Raw genomic sequence first — 670 nt, forward strand, 5'->3', positions numbered from 1 at the left:
GAACCAAAGCAATTATCTGAAACAGGTAACGTTGTAGGTCTGGATGTTGGCTTGGCATCCTTTGTCGTGGATAGCGATGGAAATTCGGTGGAGAATCCGAGGTTCGCAGAGAAGGCTGCTACAAAGGTCAAGAATATCCAGAGAAAGCTTTCCAGAGCTCAAAAAGGCTCCAATAACCGCCGAAAACTCGTGGATAAGCTGAACAAGGCCCATGAACGGATCAATAACCAGAGGTCCGATTTCCTCCATAAGCTCTCCAGGATGTATGTCAACAGATATGATATCATCTGTGCTGAGGATCTGGATGTCATGGGCTTGAAGGAAAAGGGCAACAATAAAGGCATTCATAGAAACATCCACGATGCCTCCTGGTCAAGGTTCATGTCCATGCTTTCGTACAAGGCTCAAAGTGCTGGTCGAAAGCTGATAGTGGTAGACCCACGCAACACTTCGCAGAGGTGTTCCTTCTGCGGCAGCATTGTGAGAAAGGAACTGTCAGATAGAGTCCACGAATGCCCATATTGTGGTTTCTCATCCAACCGCGACTACAATGCAGCAGTAAACATTCTCTCCACAGGGATGGAACAGCCCGTAGCGCCCATAGAGTCAAAACCTCTACATCACGTTTCTGTGATGCAAGTCTTGGCGATGAAGTGGGAAGCCCTACCCT

1 protein-coding gene is annotated in these 670 nt (G+C 47.9%); it reads left to right on the forward strand.

Annotation, left to right across the window (positions count from 1 at the left end):
- Positions 1 to 51: 51 nt before the first annotated feature.
- A partial coding sequence (locus P0O24_RS12480) for an RNA-guided endonuclease InsQ/TnpB family protein (RefSeq protein ID WP_316970075.1) occupies positions 52 to 670 on the forward strand: 619 nt, incomplete at its 3' end.

The sequence above is a fragment of the Candidatus Methanocrinis alkalitolerans genome, from assembly GCF_029167205.1.
Classification (GTDB): Archaea; Halobacteriota; Methanosarcinia; order Methanotrichales; family Methanotrichaceae; genus Methanocrinis; species Methanocrinis alkalitolerans.